Source organism: Pseudomonas sp. NFR09, from assembly GCF_900111535.1.
GTDB classification, from domain to species: Bacteria; Pseudomonadota; Gammaproteobacteria; order Pseudomonadales; family Pseudomonadaceae; genus Aquipseudomonas; species Aquipseudomonas extremorientalis.
In genome coordinates this window covers 476,310-490,201 of record NZ_FOIH01000001.1, presented here as the reverse complement: position 1 = coordinate 490,201, position 13,892 = coordinate 476,310, and the positions used below count along the sequence as shown (strand labels likewise).

The window sequence follows — 13,892 nt, the reverse complement described above, 5'->3', positions numbered from 1 at the left end:
AGAATCGGGCGCGGCGTAGTGCGTCTGTCATACGGCTACATAAACGCTGGTGTTCAGCCCAGGCGAGCGGTCAACCAGGCACCGATATCGCGTATCTCCTCGGGTAACACTTCGTGGCCCATTGGGTATTCCTGCCATGTCACGGTGACACCACGGCTCTTCAAATGCTCGTAGGCGCTGCGGCCCATGGCGTTCTGCACCACGTCGTCGTACTGGCCGTGCAGGCACAGCGCGGGAATGCGCTGCTGGCTGGCGGACAATTCCAACTCTTCGCTGAACGTGGGGGCATAGGTGGAGAGGGCAATCACGCCACCCAAGGGGCCTTCCCAATTCAGGAAAGCGGTGTGAAAGACCACGGCGCCACCCTGGGAAAAACCGGCGAGGAAAATCCGCGAAGCGTCTATTCCGGTTCTCTTCTGTGCCTCGATCAAATCCGTAACCATTTTTGCCGAGACTTCCAGCTCTTCCAGGCTGATGGAACGGGCCGGGCTCATGGCTTTGATGTCGTACCAGCTTGGCATCTCGTAGCCACCATTGATCGTCACCGGCCGGGTCGGTGCCTGGGGCAAAACGAAACGCGTGGTCAGCAGGCTTTCCTGCAGCGCCTCGGCCACTGGCAGGAAGTCATAGCGATCGGCACCCAGGCCATGCAACCAGATAACGCAGGCGTCTGCGGGCTTGGCGGGCTGAAGAATCAAGGGTTCGGTCATGTCTGCTCCATTAATGTGCGTGCGCTCCGATTAAGTGCGACGGAACGGTGCGCGATGGGTTGATCTGTTAAGAAGATGTCGCACGGTTGAATCTTTTTCTCTTGACCGGGGGCTGGAACGACTCAGCCGGCACTCTGGTACGGCGCTTGCTATGTGTTGAACGATGTCAGCGCTATCCCGGGACGGTAACACTATCAGTGACTGCCGCTTGTGGGATAGCAACTGGAATTACTGCGACAACTTCATGCCGCTTGACCCTAAAAAAAGCCAACACGGGTCGATATCGCCTCATAAGGGTGCGCTGAGGTTCGAGCTCCGACACAACAAGAGCAAACTGGAGGTTTGAATGAAGGTATTGAAATCCACCCTGGCCATCGTGACTGCGGCGGCTGTACTGGGTGTCAGTGGTTTCGCCCAGGCGGGCGCCACGCTGGACGCCGTGCAGAAAAAAGGCTTTGTGCAGTGTGGCGTGAGTGACGGCCTGCCGGGTTTCTCGGTACCGGATGCCAGCGGCAAGATCCTCGGGATTGACGCCGACTTTTGCCGCGCTGTGGCCGCTGCCGTTTTCGGCGACGCGACCAAGGTCAAATTCAGCCAGTTGAATGCCAAGGAGCGTTTCACCGCGCTTCAATCCGGCGAAGTCGACATTCTGTCCCGTAACACCACCATGACCAGCTCCCGCGACGCCGGCATGGGCCTGAAATTCCCAGGCTTCATCACTTACTACGACGGCATCGGCTTCCTGGTAAACAACAAGCTGGGCGTGAAAAGTGCCAAGGAACTGGACGGTGCAACCATCTGCATCCAGGCCGGTACCACCACCGAGCTGAACGTTTCCGACTACTTCCGTGGCAACGGCCTGAAATACACGCCGATCACCTTCGACACTTCCGATGAAAGCGCCAAGTCGCTGGAATCCGGGCGTTGCGACGTACTGACCTCCGACAAGTCCCAGCTGTTCGCCCAGCGCAGCAAGCTGGCCTCACCGAAGGACTACGTTGTTCTGCCGGAAACCATTTCCAAGGAACCACTGGGCCCGGTCGTGCGTAATGGCGACGACGAGTGGCTGGCCATCGTGCGCTGGGTTGGCTACGCCATGCTCAACGCTGAAGAAGCCGGCATCACCTCCAAAAACGTCGAAGCTGAAGCCAAGTCCACCAAGAACCCGGACGTTGCGCGTCTGCTCGGTGCTGACGGCGAATACGGCAAAGACCTGAAAGTGAAGAAAGACTGGGTTGTACAGATCGTCAAGCAAGTCGGTAACTACGGTGAAGTGTTCGAGCGCAACCTGGGCAAGAGCACCCCGCTGGAAATCGACCGTGGCCTGAACGCGCTGTGGAACGCTGGCGGCATTCAATACGCACCACCTGTGCGCTGATCGCTGATGGTTCTGTCACCCGGTGGGCCAACCGCCGGGTGATGTTCTGTTCCATTATTTCCGGGGCACTTCATGCAAAATCAAATCGGCGCACCCAAGCAGAAGCTCAGCTTCAGCGACCCTAAAGTGCGTGCGTGGCTCTTCCAGATCATCACGATAGTGGCGGTGGTCTCGCTGGGCTGGTACCTCTTCAACAACACCCAGACCAACCTTCAGCACCGGGGCATTACCTCGGGTTTCGACTTTCTTGAACGCAGTGCCGGCTTCGGCATCGCGCAGCATTTGATCGACTACACCGAATCGGACAGCTATGCCCGGGTCTTCGTGATCGGCTTGCTCAACACCTTGCTGGTGACCTTTATCGGCGTGATCCTGGCGACCTTGCTGGGGTTCATCATCGGCGTGGCGCGGCTGTCACCGAACTGGATGATCAACAAGCTGGCGACCGTGTATGTGGAAGTGTTCCGCAACATTCCGCCGCTGCTGCAAATCCTGTTCTGGTACTTCGCGGTGTTCCTGACCATGCCGGGGCCGCGTAACAGTCATAACTTCGGTGACACCTTCTTTGTCAGCAGCCGTGGCCTGAACATGCCGGCAGCGATTGCCGCTGACGGATTCTGGCCGTTTGTGGTCAGTATCGTTGTCGCCATCGTGGCAATCGTGCTGATGGCGCGTTGGGCCAACAAACGTTTCGAAGCCACCGGCGTACCGTTCCACAAGTTCTGGGCGGGCCTGGCGCTGTTCATCGTGATCCCGGCGTTGTGCGCCTTGATCTTCGGCGCGCCGCTGCATTGGGAAATGCCCAAGTTGCAAGGCTTCAACTTTGTCGGTGGCTGGGTACTCATCCCTGAACTGCTGGCACTGACCCTGGCGCTGACCGTCTACACGGCAGCGTTTATTGCCGAGATCGTGCGTTCGGGCATCAAGTCCGTCAGCCATGGCCAGACCGAAGCCGCGCGCTCCCTTGGCCTGCGCCCTGGGCCGACGCTGCGCAAGGTCATCATCCCGCAGGCGCTGCGGGTGATCATTCCGCCGCTGACCAGCCAATACCTGAACCTGGCGAAGAACTCGTCCCTGGCCGCCGGTATCGGTTACCCGGAAATGGTCTCGCTGTTTGCCGGCACGGTGCTCAACCAGACCGGCCAGGCCATCGAAGTCATTGCCATCACCATGAGCGTGTACCTGGCGATCAGCATCAGCATTTCCCTGCTGATGAACTGGTACAACAAGCGCATTGCGCTGATCGAGCGGTGAGGAAACCAGCATGACTACGCATACATTCAAACCGGATATGCCGCCGCCGAACAAAGTGTTCGGCCCGATGGCATGGATGCGCGCCAACCTGTTTTCCAGCTGGCTCAACACCCTGCTGACCCTGTTGGCGTTTTACCTGATCTACCTGGTGGTACCGCCGATCCTGCATTGGGCGATCCTGGATGCCAACTGGGTCGGCACCACGCGGGCCGATTGCACCAAGGAGGGCGCCTGCTGGGTGTTTATCCAACAGCGCTTCGGGCAGTTCATGTACGGCTACTACCCCGGCGACCTGCGCTGGCGCGTGGACCTGACCGTGTGGCTGGCCATCGTTGGCGTGGCGCCACTGTTCATCTCGCGTTTCCAACGCAAGGCGATCTACGGCCTGAGCTTTTTGGTGCTGTACCCGATCATCGCCTACTTCCTGTTGCATGGCGGCATCTTCGGCCTGACCAACGTGGCGACCAGCCAATGGGGCGGGCTGATGCTGACCCTGGTGATCGCCACCGTCGGCATCGCCGGTGCCTTGCCGCTGGGCATCATGCTGGCGTTGGGGCGACGCTCGAACATGCCGGCGATTCGGGTGGTCTGCGTGACCTTCATCGAATTCTGGCGCGGCGTGCCGTTGATCACCGTGCTGTTCATGTCCTCGGTGATGCTGCCGTTGTTCCTGCCCGAAGGCATGGGCATCGACAAGCTGCTGCGGGCGTTGATCGGCGTGATCCTGTTCCAGTCGGCCTACGTGGCCGAGGTGGTGCGCGGTGGCTTGCAGGCGATTCCCAAAGGTCAGTACGAAGCGGCTGCAGCGATGGGCCTGGGTTACTGGCGCAGCATGGGCCTGGTGATTCTGCCGCAAGCCCTGAAGCTGGTGATTCCCGGCATCGTCAACACGTTCATCGCGCTGTTCAAGGACACGAGCCTTGTAATCATCATCGGCCTGTTCGACCTGCTCAACAGCGTCAAGCAAGCCGCCGCCGATCCTAAATGGCTGGGCATGGCCACCGAAGGCTACGTGTTCGCGGCCCTGGTGTTCTGGATTTTCTGTTTTGGTATGTCGCGCTATTCCATTCATTTGGAACACAAGCTCGACACAGGCCACAAGCGTTAGGAGTTGTTGTTATGAGCGAAGCGATCAAACAGCCTGTGAGCCCTGAAGGCATTATCCAGATGCAGGGCGTCAACAAGTGGTACGGCCAGTTCCACGTGTTGAAAGACATCAACCTCAACGTCAAGCAGGGCGAGCGTATCGTGCTGTGCGGCCCGTCGGGTTCGGGCAAGTCCACCACCATCCGCTGCCTCAACCGCCTGGAAGAGCACCAGCAGGGTCGCATCGTGGTCGATGGCGTGGAGTTGACCAACGACCTCAAGCAGATCGAAGCGATCCGCCGCGAAGTCGGCATGGTGTTCCAGCATTTCAACCTGTTCCCACACCTGACCATCCTGCAGAACTGCACGCTGGCGCCAATGTGGGTGCGCAAGATGCCCAAGCGCAAGGCCGAGGAAATCGCCATGCACTACCTGGAGCGCGTGCGCATCCCGGAGCAGGCGCACAAGTTTCCGGGACAACTGTCCGGCGGCCAACAGCAGCGCGTGGCGATCGCCCGTGCGTTGTGCATGAAGCCCAAGATCATGCTGTTCGACGAGCCGACTTCGGCACTCGACCCGGAAATGGTGAAAGAGGTCCTGGACACCATGATCGGCCTCGCCGAAGACGGCATGACCATGCTGTGCGTGACCCACGAAATGGGCTTTGCGCGCACCGTGGCCAACCGCGTGATCTTCATGGACAAGGGGGAGATCGTGGAACAGGCGGCGCCGAATGACTTCTTCGACAACCCGCAGAATGATCGGACCAAGTTGTTCCTGAGCCAGATCCTGCATTGATCGATGCTTGAAACGATAAACCCGGCCTGGCGCCGGGTTTGTTTTTGCCTGTCTAGGAGGCCTTGAGCGCTTCCTGATCGGTATTGATGGTGTGGTTGAATCCGCGCATATCAGTACCCTCGGCCAACGCCCTCGCATCGGCCAGCAGGTGTGGGTAGCGATCCAATAGTCGCATCAGCAGCACCAGGGGTTTGGGGGGCAGAAGCTCGCCGCGCTCGTAGCGTGAAAAAGCGTTGTGACCGCCTCCCGATAGCAGTTCCACTGCTTCCTTCTGTGTAAGGTGCAGTTTGCGTCGGATGCGTTTCATCTCGGTGCCGATCATTTTTCGCGCGGCGTGAATGAGTTCATCACCGGCTTTCGCATGGCGCTCTGAACTATCAGGGTCATACACGCTGTCGCTGCATGCATGGCATTCCCAGCCAGAAAGGTCATCGACACGACGTTCCATGCCTTTGACACTAAGGGTTTCGCTTCGGCCCTCGAACCGGGTCATTCCGTCGGGTGTACCGCATATATAGCATTGTCGGGTTTTCATGAGTTGCACTCCTTGAAGGAGATGACCGGGGGATTACCGCCTGGGCAGTAAGTCACCTTTATGTAGATCTCCATGCCGTGTGAACTGATGTGGTACACGTCCTGCCATACCCGATGGTCTGCATAGGTAGTCATTGATTTGTACAACATCCTGGTTTGCAATTGATAAACGACCTCCTTCATCTCATGGATTGCGAAGCCGAGTTTCCTTCCTGTGGCCTTGGCCGTTGAGGTAAATGCCTGGTCTCCCAGCCGCCTCACATCCGCCTTTATCACCGCCAAATCGTAATGAGGTGTGTACTTTTCCATAAGACACCTAAGTCCATAATTACCCTCAAAGGGTAATTTTACCAATCGAAAATACTGCTCCTTTACCTGCCTAAGAACCGTAGTGCGTTGCCTTTGTAGGCAAGTCCGAATAGGCTGTAGGAAAATTCATCCTATGATTGGACGAAAGCGCGGAGCCCATGACAGACATAGCCCCTTTGATCAAACGCTCCCTGGTCGACCAGGCCCTGGAGCAGTTGCGCCTGCGCATCACCGAAGGCCGGTGGGCCATCGGTGAACGCCTGCCCACCGAGCCCGAGCTGTCCGCCGAATTGGGTATCAGCCGCAATACCGTGCGCGAGGCCATGCGCGTATTGGCGTTCTCCGGCTTGATTGAAATCCGCCAGGGCGATGGCAGTTACCTGCGCTCGATGACCGATCCGCTGGGCACGATGCGGGCGCTATCCCACTGCACCCTGGAGCAGGCGCAGGAGACGCGGCAGATTCTTGAAGTGGAAGCCATCGGGTTGGCCGCCATGCGTCGTACCGAACAAGACCTCATCGCCTTGCGCGAAGCCCTTGACACCAGTGGCAAGCTGTATCACGGCGACCTTGAGGCCTATATCAGCGCTGACCTGGTGTTCCACAAGCACCTGGTGGACGCCGCGCACAATCCGGCACTCAGCGAGCTGTACCAGTATTTCTCGCGCATCGTTGCCGCCCAGTTGCGCCAGACCCTGAACATTTCACCGCGTCGCCAAGCGGTGTTCGACCTGCACACAGCCTTGCTCGACGCCGTGGAACAGCAAAACCCTGAACGCGCCAAATCCCTCTGCCGGCAGTTGATCAATGAGCCTTGAAACCCAGCGCAAAACCGAATTCGAAGAACTGCTGATCGACGCCGAAGCCGATGACGAGGTGGTGCAGCACACGCCACCGTTGGTAAGCCGCCCATGGCTGTTGCTTTTGGGCCTGGTGCTGGTGGCACTGAACCTGCGTCCGGCACTGTCGAGCATGGCGCCCCTGCTGGCCGAGGTCTCCGCCAGCCTGGGGCTGTCGGCAGCCCGGGCCGGTCTGCTGACCACGTTGCCGGTGTTGTGCCTGGGCCTGTTCGCGCCGACCGCTCCGTTGCTGGCGCGCCGCTTCGGCGCCGAACGGGTGGTGCTGGGCATCCTCCTGACCCTGGCTGCCGGCATCATCCTGCGCAGTTCATTTGGCGAAGCCGGGCTGTTCGTCGGCAGCCTGATCGCCGGAGCGAGTATCGGCATCATCGGCGTACTGTTGCCGGGGATCGTCAAGCGTGATTTCCCCCGGCAGGCGGGCACCATGACCGGCGTCTACACCATGGCCCTGTGCCTGGGGGCGGCATTGGCAGCCGGCGCTTCGGTGCCCCTGAGTCATTACTTCGGCGACAGCTGGAGCATCGGCCTGGGGTTCTGGGTCTTGCCGGCATTGGTAGCGGCACTGGTCTGGTTGCCGCAGGTCGGGCACAAGCACGGTGCGCACCACGTGGCCTATCGCGTGAAGGGCTTGCTGCGCGACCGGCTGGCCTGGCAGGTGACGTTGTACATGGGCCTGCAATCGTCCTTGGCCTATATCGTGTTCGGCTGGTTGCCGTCGATTCTGATCGGCCGTGGCCTGAGCGCCACTGAGGCCGGGTTGGCGCTCTCGGGTTCGATCATCGTGCAGCTGTTCAGCTCGCTGGCGGCACCGTGGTTGGCGACGCGGGGCAAGGATCAACGGCTGGCGATTGTGGTGGTGATGCTGTTCACCCTCGGCGGCCTGTTCGGTTGCCTGTACGCACCGCTCGACGGCCTGTGGGGCTGGGCGATCCTGCTGGGCCTGGGCCAGGGCGGCACCTTCAGCCTGGCGCTGACCTTGATCGTGTTGCGCTCGCGGGATTCCCACGTGGCTGCCAACCTGTCGAGCATGGCGCAAGGCTTTGGCTACACACTGGCGTCCATGGGGCCATTGGCGGTGGGTGTGCTGCATGACTGGACCGGCGGCTGGGGCGCCACCGGCTGGGTGTTCGCTGTGATCGGCCTGGGGGCCATCATCACAGGTCTCGGCGCCGGCCGAGCACGCTATGTGGGCGTGCTCAGCGAGCGGGTTTGATCCGCGGCCTCGAGGTAACGCAGGGGCTGCGTACGACCTACAGGTACACCACTTCCAGCGTCGCGGAGCCATCCATCGGCGTTTCCACACTCAGGTCGAGGTTTTGCCTGGCGTTGATCACGGCTTCCAGGGTCAGGGTGCTGGTCAGGTTCTGGATCGCTGATGGGCCGGCGGTGCTGCCGGCCACATCGGTGAAGCCCAGCAGGCTCCTGGAGCCGATATCGATGGGGTTGCTGTTGGATGTACGCCACGCCACGCCACCCGTGGTGGACTCGGTGCCGTAAGTCACCGGCAAAGCATCGGCCACCGTTTGCTTGGGATCGAATTTCACCGAGTACACGCCAATCTTGTTACCCGCGCTGTCCAGGCCCAGGCCGTAGTAAATCTCGCTGTTGACGTGAGCCGAGCCATCGCGGTTGTCGCGCATGCGCAGGGCATAGCGACCCGGGGCGTTGCAACTGACGGTCAGGGTCAGTGACTTGAGCGGCAGCCGGGTGCCCGTGGCCTGGTTGAGGTCCTGCCGGGAGATCTTGCCGAAGTCGATCAACCCACCGCCGGAAAACGCCGGGGTGCAGGCCATGGGGGTGATCAGGCCACCCACGGTCAGTTCCACCGTGGACGCGGCCTGGGCGGTTGAAATACTGGCCAGCCAGGCAAGGGCGGCCACGCGAATCAGTGAGGCGTTCATGGTTCAGCTCCTATAAGTACTTGATGGTCAAGGTCACCGAGCCTTCGAAGGGCACTTCTTCGCTCAGTGGCAGGGTGTTGGCGGGGGCGAGGGCTGGCGCGACGTGCAGTTGGGCGGTCAGTTGCTGCACAGGTACTGGAGCGAATACGTCTTTTGGGGCAAATGCGGTGAGGAAGTGGTGCGAGAGAATGCTCGTGGGGGACCAGGACGAGGACGCCGTCGAGCCAATCGGTATCATCTCAACGCCGTCGGCCAACGCGGTATCGAGGGTCAGCAGCAGGAAGCCGAGCTTGGCGTTATTGCCGGTCAGCCCCAGGCCGAATGAGTTGGGTGAATCGTTGTAACTCGAGCCGAGGCGATTGTCCCGGGGCTCAAGGGCCAGCAGCGTCATGGCTTCACAGGTGATTGCCAGTTGCAGGCTGGTGGCGGGCAATAGGGTGGGTCGATCGCTGTTCAAGTCTTTGGCGGCTATCTTGCCCAAGTCATACACGCCGCCCTCGGACAGTGCGGGCGCGCAGGCGCTGGGCGTGATCAGGCCGTTGATACTCAGCTCGACGGTTGAGGCGGCCTGGGCCTGTAGCATGTGGGCCAGCCACACGCAGGCGGTCAGTCGGATCAGTATCGCTTTCATGGTTGCGTTCCTATAGGTAATGAATTTCGAGGGTGCCCGCGCCGTCGAGGCGTACCTCGTTGCCCAGGTCCAGGGTGCCCAAGGGCGCAATGGTCGCTTCCAGGCTCAACGTGGCGCTGAGGTGTTGAATGGCAGTGGGTCCCCCGGTACTGCCGGAGGTGTTGCTGAACCCCAGGTAGCGATTGGCGCCTACCGCAGTGATGCGTGCGCTGGCGCTGCTCCAGGGCAGGCCGCCGGTGCTGGAGAAGGTGTTGAAGACATGGGCGAAGCTGTCGGCAGCGATGTGCGACGGGTCGAACAGCAGGCGATAACGCCCGATTTTCTGGCGGCTGGCGTCCAGGCCCAGGCCAAAGGTGGTTTCATCCGTGGCGCCGGTTGCCGAACCCTGGCGGTTGTCCTGCATGCGTACGGCGAAGGTCGTCGGTGCATCGCAGGTCACGCTGAGGGACAGGGGCCGTGGCGCCAGAAGGGTGTCCTTGTCGATGGACAGGTCGCCGATCGAAAGTTTGCCCAGCTCCACATGGCCGCCGTTGGACAGGGTGGGGGTACAGGCGGCCGGCGCAAAACGTGCCTGCCAGTGCAACTCGCGCGAGCGCCCGGCGGCGAAGGCGTCGAACAGCCCGGAGGTGTCCCAGGTGACTGCGTCGCGTACCCGGGCGGCATCTTCGTTGGCCCAGGCACTGGCCTGCAGCTGTAGCGACAGGTTGCGCCCGGTGACCGCGACGCCACCACGCATCGGCACCACGCCGTGGTCGGGCTGCCAATTCAGATGGCCAGCGACCACCGATGGCGCCTGCCCCGGGCCCGCAATCAAACCAAGCTCGACCGTTTGACCGTCGAGCACCGCATCGCGCACTTGCAAGCCGTAGCTGCCGCGCTCGGTGAAGCGAAAGCGCCCAGGGCCCGCGCCCAGTCCACGATAAAACACACTCATGTCGATAGGTTGCGGGCAGTTCAACGTCAGGCTCAGTTGTCGCTCTCCCAGCAGGCGCTCGGGGGCGGGCACCCATGCCACGGCGCGGTTCATCAAACCAAAGTCCATGTGCGTCTGGCTGAGGTTGAGTTGGCATTCGTCGGCGGCCAGGGCGTGGGCGCCGAACAGCACGCCTATGACGTACAAGACAGGTTTCAGGCCCATGGTCACAGTCCTCATGGTTGGTGGCACCGGGCGGGTGCGGTTTCGTAATACACCTCGGGGTCGACGTCGTCCGCCAATTCGTAGCTCAGGCGGCAAGGCGCCTGGCCCGGGGCCTTGATCCACAGCGGGCGCGGGTTGAGTACGTCGGGCAGGAAGACTTTGCTGTCCTCCTGCACCAGAGTGATGAATTCACCGTCGGCGGTGCTGACGGTCGCGCCGCGCGGCAACGGCTGACCGTTGTCGGTGGTCACGTTCAGTAGCGCGCGCCGGGTGAGGGCGACGCCGAATTCAACCTTGTCCACCGCGCCGCGCCCGGCGGAAATCACCGCCAGGCCGTTGTGGATATCGGCGTTGCGCGGCAGTGAGCGCGTCTGCACTTCCACCGGGCTGCGGCCGTAGGCGTTGAGTTGCGGCACAACGGCCTGGCCTTGCCAGTCGGTCCACACCGGGCCGCTGGGCGTTGCCACCTTGATCCCCGCCATCTCGCCCACCGACATCACGGCAAAGGTGTCGCGCACCGGATAGGGCGAGAAGGTCACGCCGTCGCCATGCACCACCACGCCGCCACGGGCGCCGCCCTGGTAACTGGAGTGCTCGTCGTTGCTGCGGGTGTAGTTGAAGTCCAGTTGGCTGTACCACGGCAGCGCCGACACGCCGATCGAAGACTCCACCTCGCGGTCGCGGCTGTCATGCTCCACGCCCACGCGGTAACTCAACTGGTCGTTGAGTTGCTCGTTCAACCCCACGCCCAGGCGATGCTCACCGCCGGCCCTGCGCGCCCAAGTGCGGGCGCGACGGTTTTCACCCAGCGGCAGGCTGATGTTCAGGTAAACGCTGTCATCGTTTTGCTGGCGGCCGCCCACCTGCCATTCGGCACTGGCGGACACCGACACCCGGCCAAAACTGGTGCCCCAAGACGCCAACGCGCGGCTGCTGCTTTCACCGTTATAGGCCGCAGTGCGCGACACGCCGGCACTGAACGCTCCCAGCGCTGGATGTGCCCAGGACGCGGTGAGGCTTTGCTGATCGCGATAGCGCGAGCGCTGTTGGTCGCGACTGTTGCCGACGAAGGTTGAGTCCTCGAGGTCGCGATAGCCCTGGGAGCGCCACGAGCCGGCAGTGGTCACCGACCAGTTTTCACTCAAGCGCTGGGACCAGGACACGTCCGTCTGGACGCCACGCTCACGCCCCTCGTGGCTGGCCTGGGCCGCTTGCGCCGAGACCTGCAATTGGCTGTCCTGCCAGGGCAGCCAACCCAGGTTGATGCCCGCCGATCGATAGTCATCGGCCATCAGTGCACCGCCGCCGAGGCTGACTTGCGGATGGATCGCACCACTCCACCCCGCGCTGACCACCCAGGGCTCGATGCCGTCACTGTCGCCAATCTGCCGCACGCGGCCCGCCGCCACGGAATACCCCGGCGCCGGCAAGCCCAGCCCGAGCATGGCGGCAGGCACCGTAAAGCGGCGTTCTTCGCCGGTGGTTTCCTTGATGGTGACTTCCACGTCGGAGCGGCTGTTCAAGCGGCGCACATCCGTCAGCGCGAACGGTCCGGCCGGCACCACGGTGGAGTGAATCAGCGCACCGTTCTGGCGGACCTCCACCTGGGCCGGGCTGTTGGCGATGCCGTTGATCGTCGCGCCCTGATTCTGGTCTTGCAGTGCGGTTTCGGTCAGCACTTGGGCGCCGGTGATCTGCGTGCCCGCCAGCACCGGGTTGTAGAGGCTGATCTGGCCGGCCTGGAACACGGCCTGTTGCTCGGCAAAGGTGCGCTGGGCATAGGCATCCAGATGAGTGGTGCGTGAGCGGCTGTCTTGCCAGGTCTTGACCTGGCGGCTGCGTACGATCCAGTCGCCGGCGTTGAAGCCGACTTCGGTGTTGGCTGAGCCGAAGCGGCTGGTGGCGTCACCGAACTCGTTATGCAGGCCCGTGAGGTCATAGTTGAGCAGGCCGGCAAAACCACCGGTCTGATAGCCGGAGATATCCTGCCGGGCGGGGCGCAGTGCATCGGTCGGTACCACCAGGGCCAGGGTCAGGCTGGCCGGGTCTTGCTCGATGACGGTTTGTCGGTAGCGCTCGAGGAAACGATGGCAGCCTGGGGTCTGGACTTCATCGGGCACTATCAGGTTGGCCGCATCCAGCAGGGCCCGGCTGAAGCAGAGACTGCCCTGGCGGTCGAATTCCACATCCACCCGCCCACGGCGTTGGCCGTTGACGCTCAGGTTGACGGCATGCCTGCCCGTGGCAAAACGGGGCGTTTGCAGGAGCAGGTTGGCCAACTCCGGATCGATGCCGCGATGGGACAAGGTTTGGGGGTCGAAGGCGCCGGCAATCAGGTTGTCGCTCGCCCAAGCTGCCTCGTATGGCAGTGAACCACCCAGGGTCAGCGCCAGCCCTGCCAATAAGGTGTGCGCGCGGCGTGGTGAAACGGCGGGCACGGCTTGGCCGCGGCGGTCAGTCATTACTGTGCTCACAAGGTCATTCTCAACTGGGGGTGGCCTGCTGACTCTGCGGTTCAGTCAGGCCCTCCGGTGGCGTTGGCAGGCCACTCTTTTTTATAGGGTGATCGGTGCTTCGTAGGGCGCCACGGCAAAGCCATACACCGTGGCCGGTTGCAGTTGCACGCGACTCGCGCCGCTGCCGGTGGCCGTCACGCGCAGGGTTTCACCGGGCAGCACGTAGGTACGCGGCAGCAAGGCCGAACCGTCGCCGGGCAACAAGCGCAACTCCTGAGCCAGGCGTACCACATAGGCCGTGGGGTTGCTGACGCTCAATTGGTTGTTCTGCAGGCGCCACTCCAGTCCGGTCCAGGGTGTGCGGTTGGGGGGCAGGCCCTTGGGGTGCAGAATCACCGGCAGGTTCTGGCGCACGGTCACGCCCACCCGTGCGTGCCCGGCCTGGGCCGCCGAACGGCCTTGGGGCATGCCTTCGAATATCACCCGTTTCAGGCGCTGGGTTTTCAGCGGTTGCGGCGATTGCAGAATGAAACGGATCAATTGGCTCTTGTTCGGTTCCACCCGGGCCAGGGGCGGGGTCACGAACAACAGCGAGGCTTTGTCCTCGGGGATGTCTTCAAGGGTCACGTGCAACAGCGCCAACTTGTCGTCGGTATTGGTCACGGACACCGAGGCTTCGCCGTCCGCCTCGTTGACGATGACCACCGAGGTGTCGGGCACCATGCCGTCGGCCAGCACCCATGAGGGGCCGGCGAACGTCAGGGCCAGTGCGCCGAGGTAGAGGCCGGCGTAGCGAATGGCGGTGAAGGCGCGGGTTGAAAAGGGCAGGGGGGACAT

The 13,892-nt window shown here is 62.0% G+C and carries 14 protein-coding genes; 6 read left to right on the top strand and 8 right to left on the bottom strand.

Annotated elements, in window-relative coordinates; all coding sequences use genetic code 11:
* Positions 1-53: 53 nt before the first annotated feature.
* On the bottom strand, positions 54-710 hold the full coding sequence (locus BMX59_RS02195) for an alpha/beta hydrolase (protein ID WP_093119677.1): 657 nt from the start codon (positions 708-710) through the stop codon (positions 54-56).
* Between the two features lie 346 nt (positions 711-1,056).
* Between BMX59_RS02195 and BMX59_RS02190 the strand changes: the two genes are divergently transcribed.
* From BMX59_RS02190 to BMX59_RS02175, 4 genes are all read left to right on the top strand, one after another.
* Positions 1,057-2,088 (top strand): amino acid ABC transporter substrate-binding protein, encoded by a 1,032-nt coding sequence (locus tag BMX59_RS02190; RefSeq protein WP_071488588.1) that lies wholly within the window; start codon positions 1,057-1,059, stop codon positions 2,086-2,088.
* A gap of 72 nt (positions 2,089-2,160) precedes the next feature.
* A complete protein-coding gene (locus BMX59_RS02185; protein WP_058422898.1) occupies positions 2,161-3,342 on the top strand; it encodes an amino acid ABC transporter permease in 1,182 nt (393 codons plus the stop codon).
* Positions 3,343-3,352: 10 nt separating this feature from the next.
* Entirely contained in the window at positions 3,353-4,450 is a 1,098-nt protein-coding gene (locus BMX59_RS02180; RefSeq protein ID WP_058422897.1) for an amino acid ABC transporter permease, read from the top strand.
* An 11-nt stretch (positions 4,451-4,461) separates the two neighbouring features.
* Positions 4,462-5,226 (top strand): amino acid ABC transporter ATP-binding protein, encoded by a 765-nt coding sequence (locus BMX59_RS02175; RefSeq protein ID WP_003171943.1) that lies wholly within the window; start codon positions 4,462-4,464, stop codon positions 5,224-5,226.
* Between the two features lie 52 nt (positions 5,227-5,278).
* On the opposite strand, the gene BMX59_RS02170 is transcribed toward BMX59_RS02175, so the two are convergent.
* Together BMX59_RS02170 and BMX59_RS02165 are read right to left on the bottom strand one after the other, a co-directional pair.
* Complete coding sequence (locus tag BMX59_RS02170; RefSeq protein WP_093119674.1) at positions 5,279-5,761, bottom strand: type II toxin-antitoxin system MqsA family antitoxin; 483 nt, start codon at positions 5,759-5,761, stop codon at positions 5,279-5,281.
* A complete protein-coding gene (locus BMX59_RS02165; RefSeq protein WP_092240871.1) occupies positions 5,758-6,069 on the bottom strand; it encodes a type II toxin-antitoxin system MqsR family toxin in 312 nt (103 codons plus the stop codon). Before BMX59_RS02165 ends, BMX59_RS02170 begins: the two co-directional genes overlap by 4 nt.
* A gap of 158 nt (positions 6,070-6,227) precedes the next feature.
* Between BMX59_RS02165 and BMX59_RS02160 the strand changes: the two genes are divergently transcribed.
* On the top strand, positions 6,228-6,887 hold the full coding sequence (locus BMX59_RS02160) for a FadR/GntR family transcriptional regulator (protein WP_071488592.1): 660 nt from the start codon (positions 6,228-6,230) through the stop codon (positions 6,885-6,887).
* On the top strand, positions 6,877-8,142 hold the full coding sequence (locus BMX59_RS02155; protein WP_093119670.1) for a CynX/NimT family MFS transporter: 1,266 nt from the start codon (positions 6,877-6,879) through the stop codon (positions 8,140-8,142). Before BMX59_RS02160 ends, BMX59_RS02155 begins: the two co-directional genes overlap by 11 nt.
* Positions 8,143-8,179: 37 nt before the next feature.
* On the opposite strand, the gene BMX59_RS02150 is transcribed toward BMX59_RS02155, so the two are convergent.
* The 5 genes from BMX59_RS02150 to BMX59_RS02130 form a co-directional block, all read right to left on the bottom strand.
* The gene (locus tag BMX59_RS02150; RefSeq protein WP_092240877.1) at positions 8,180-8,830 is read right to left on the bottom strand and encodes a DUF1120 domain-containing protein; all 651 of its coding nucleotides are present in this window, start codon (positions 8,828-8,830) and stop codon (positions 8,180-8,182) included.
* Between the two features lie 10 nt (positions 8,831-8,840).
* On the bottom strand, positions 8,841-9,461 hold the full coding sequence (locus tag BMX59_RS02145) for a DUF1120 domain-containing protein (protein ID WP_093119666.1): 621 nt from the start codon (positions 9,459-9,461) through the stop codon (positions 8,841-8,843).
* Between the two features lie 10 nt (positions 9,462-9,471).
* Positions 9,472-10,599, bottom strand: coding sequence for a DUF1120 domain-containing protein (locus BMX59_RS02140; protein WP_093119663.1), 1,128 nt, complete (start codon positions 10,597-10,599; stop codon positions 9,472-9,474).
* A gap of 11 nt (positions 10,600-10,610) precedes the next feature.
* Positions 10,611-13,073 (bottom strand): fimbria/pilus outer membrane usher protein, encoded by a 2,463-nt coding sequence (locus BMX59_RS02135; RefSeq protein WP_371914359.1) that lies wholly within the window; start codon positions 13,071-13,073, stop codon positions 10,611-10,613.
* Positions 13,074-13,154: 81 nt separating this feature from the next.
* On the bottom strand, positions 13,155-13,892 hold the full coding sequence (locus BMX59_RS02130) for a fimbria/pilus chaperone family protein (protein ID WP_093119657.1): 738 nt from the start codon (positions 13,890-13,892) through the stop codon (positions 13,155-13,157).